General features: G+C 69.9%; 3 protein-coding genes. All 3 read right to left on the bottom strand.

Annotated elements, in window-relative coordinates; genetic code table 11:
• Positions 1–1,103: thiolase family protein (locus tag G6021_RS11940; protein ID WP_182638622.1), on the bottom strand; the 1,103-nt coding region annotated here is incomplete at its 3' end.
• A 73-nt stretch (positions 1,104–1,176) separates the two neighbouring features.
• Positions 1,177–2,382 carry an acyl-CoA dehydrogenase family protein gene (locus G6021_RS11935; protein WP_182641372.1) on the bottom strand — a complete coding sequence of 402 codons (1,206 nt, stop codon included), beginning with the start codon at positions 2,380–2,382 and terminating at the stop codon, positions 1,177–1,179.
• Positions 2,383–2,421: 39 nt separating this feature from the next.
• On the bottom strand, positions 2,422–3,067 hold a 646-nt coding region (locus G6021_RS11930; RefSeq protein WP_182610104.1), incomplete at its 5' end, for an SDR family oxidoreductase.

Genomic DNA, 3,067 nt, shown 5'->3' with positions numbered 1-3,067 from the left:
CCCTCGCACATCGTCTGCAGGCCGTACCTGATGCCGTTCGCCTTCATGTGGTGGACCATGTCCGTCATGATGCGGGCCCCGGAGCCGCCGAGCGGGTGGCCGAGGGCGATCGCGCCACCGTTGGGGTTGAGCTTGGCCGGGTCGGCGCCGGTCTCGGCGAGCCACGCCATCGGCACCGAGGCGAAGGCCTCGTTGACCTCGAACACCCCGATGTCGTCGATCGTCAACCCGGAGCGCTCGAGAGCCTTGGCCGTGGCCGGGATCGGGGCGGTGAGCATGATGACCGGATCGTCGCCGGCGAGCGTGGCGGTGTGGACACGCGCGATCGGCGTGCAGCCATACCTGGCGGCGGCCTCCTCGCTCATCACCAGGATCGCGGCGGATCCGTCCGAGATCTGCGAGGCGTTGCCGGCGTGGATCACGCCGTCGGACTTGAACGGGGTCTTGAGCCCGGCCAGCCCCTCGACGGTGCTGCCCCGGCGGATGCCCTGGTCAGCATCGAAGACCCCGTCCGGGGTGGTCACCGGGACGATGTGCCCGGCGAAGAACCCGGCGTCCTGCGCGGCGGCGGCCTTCTCGTGCGAGGCCACGGCGAACTCGTCGAGCTGCGTGCGGGACAGCCCCCACCGCTCGGCGATCATCTCGGCGCCGACGCCCTGGTTGGGCATGGTGCCGTCGTAGCGGCCCAGGAAGTCCTGCCCGTACGGGATGCCCTCGCCGGTGATCGAGCTGCCCATCGGCTGACGGGTCATGGACTCGACGCCGCCGGCCACCACCACGTCGTGGTAACCGGATTCGACCACCGCGACGGCGAAGCTCAGCGCCTGCTGCGAGGAACCGCACTGGCGGTCGATGGTCACGCCGGTGACGGTCTCGGGCCACCCGGCGGAGAGCACCGCGGTACGCGCGATGTCCCCGGTCTGCTCGCCGGCCTGGGTCACGCACCCCCAGATCACGTCCTCCACGATCCCCGGGTCGACCCCGGCGCGCTCGACCAGAGCGTTCAGCACCGTGCCCGACAGATCGGCCGGATGCACCCCGGCCAGTCCACCCTTGCGCTTGCCCACCGCGCTGCGCACGGCCTCCACGATCACTGCACCCATGTGCGTGTCCCTCTCTCGAACGGTGAGTATCCGGTCTCGTCCGACCGGGTCTTGTCAGTGTTGCGCATCACGTTCAGCCGACGTACGGCGGCGTGCGCCTGAGCTCGCCACGCGCGATGGTGCGGCGATGCACGGCGTCCGGGCCGTCGACGATCCTCAGGGCCCGCGCCCAGGCGTAGAAGTAGGCGAGAGGGGTGTCGTCCGAGACACCGGCCCCACCGAAGACCTCGATCGCCCGGTCGATCACGGTGCACGCGACCTGCGGCGCGATCACCTTGATGGCCGAGATCTCGAACCGGGCCTCCTTGGCGCCGACGGTGTCGATCATCCACGCGCAGTGCTGGACCTGCAGGCGTGCCTGGTCGATCTCGATGCGGGAGTTGGCGATGTGCTCCTGCACCACGCCCTGCTCGGACAGGTACCCGCCGAAGGCGTGCCGCGACTTGGCGCGGTCGACCATCAGGGCCAGGGCCCGCTCGGCCATCCCGATGGCGCGCATGGCGTGGTGGATGCGGCCCGGCCCGAGACGCGCCTGCGCGATCGCGAAACCGGCGCCCTCCTCGCCGAGCAGGTTCGACGCTGGCACCCGGACGTCCGAGAAGACGAGCTCGCAGTGACCGTGCTGGTCCTGGTAGCCGAACAGCGGGAGGTTGCGCTCGATGGTGAGCCCCGGGGTACCGCGCGGGACCAGGACCATCGACTGCTGACGGTGCGTCTCGGCGGTCTCGTCCGTCTTGCCCATGACGATGAAGATCTCGCAGCGCTCGTCTGCCACTCCCGTGATCCACCACTTGCGGCCGTTGATCACGTACTCGTCGCCCTCGCGGCGGATGACGGTCTGGATGTTCGTCGCATCGGAGGAGGCCACGTCGGGCTCGGTCATGGCGTAGGCCGACCGGATCCTGCCCTCCTTGAGCGGCTCGAGGTACGCGGCCTTCTGCTCGTCGGTCCCGAACAGGTGGAAGGTCTCCATGTTCCCGGTGTCGGGCGCCTGCGAGTTGATGGCCTCGGGGGCGATCACCGGCGACCAACCGGAGATCTCCGAGACCGCCGCGAACTCGAGATTGGAGATGCCGGACCACTCCGGCAGGAAGAGGTTCCACAGCCCGCGACGCCGCGCCTCCGCCTTGAGGTCCTCCATGACGGGCGGGTGTTCGTGGTCGCCGTGCGAGCGCAGGTACTCGGCCCACACCGGCTCGGCGGGGAACACATGCTCGCGCATGAACTCCCACATGTTCTCCTGCAGCTCGACGCTGCGCTGACTGTGCGCGAATTCCATCGTGATGTCTCCTGGGTCGAGAACTGGTGAGGTCGAGGACTAGTGAAGGGTCATGCCGCCGTCGACGGTGAGGGTCGACCCGGTGATGAACGACGAGGCGTCGGAGGCGAGGAAGAGAAGGGCGGAGTCGAGCTCCGGTTGCAGACCGAGCCGACCGAAGATCGTCCGTCCGGTGATGTCGGCGAGCATCGTCTCGGGGATCTCGTCGGTCATCTCCGAGGCGAAGTACCCGGGGGCGAGGGCGTTGACGCGGATCCCCCGCCGGCTCCCCCACTGGGCCGCCAGGTCCCGGGTCAGTCCCAGGACGGCCGCCTTGGAGGCGGAGTAGGCGGCCTGCGGGGCGAATCCTGCGGTCAGGCCGAGCACGCTGGCCACGTTGACGATGCTCGAGCCGGGCTCCATGACGGTCGCGCACTCCTTGGCCGCCCAGTAGGCGCCGTGGAGGTTGACGTCCACCACGCCCCGGAACTGCTCCGGGGTCTCCTTGAGCGCGGGCACGGCGGTGCCGATGCCGGCGTTGTTGACCAGGACGTCGATCCGCCCGTGGGAGTCCATGGCCGAGCGGACCATGGCCGCACACGCCTCGGGGTCCGCGACGTCACAGGCCACCGTCGACGCCGTTCCGCCGGCCGCGCGGAGCTCCTCGGCGAGTGCGTCGAGGCGCTCCCGTCGGCGGGCGGCCAGG

This window comes from Dietzia sp. CW19, from assembly GCF_014145265.1.
Classification (GTDB): Bacteria; Actinomycetota; Actinomycetes; order Mycobacteriales; family Mycobacteriaceae; genus Dietzia; species Dietzia natronolimnaea.
This window is presented reverse-complemented; position numbering and strand designations above follow the sequence as displayed.